The 261-nt window shown below is 46.0% G+C and carries 1 protein-coding gene; it reads left to right on the forward strand.

Going from position 1 to position 261, the window contains the following annotated elements; all coding sequences use genetic code 11:
• Positions 1–80 precede the first annotated feature (80 nt).
• Positions 81–261, forward strand: a 181-nt coding sequence (locus AC1RPT_RS08075) for a hypothetical protein (protein WP_481763035.1), incomplete at its 3' end; no start/stop codon positions are given.

Raw genomic sequence — 261 nt, forward strand, 5'->3', positions numbered from 1 at the left:
GGTAATGTGGCTTGGACAAATTCCGCTGTGCTCGCGTCCAAACCAGTAATAAACCATATTAATTAACGGGAGGCTCAGTCATGGCGCAAGTAAACGCAAATGCCGTGGCTGAGTCTATTCTGACTCAGCAGAATTCAGCTGCTAATGCAAATGCTATAGCGGAAACTCTGCTACTTACACAGGCTACTTTAGTCAAAGCCAATGCAGTAGCAGAAACCTTGCTCACGGTTGCGCCGAAAAACATACAAGACACGTATGTTC

The sequence above is a fragment of the Dellaglioa sp. CoH-56-MRSF-11 genome (assembly GCF_056782135.1).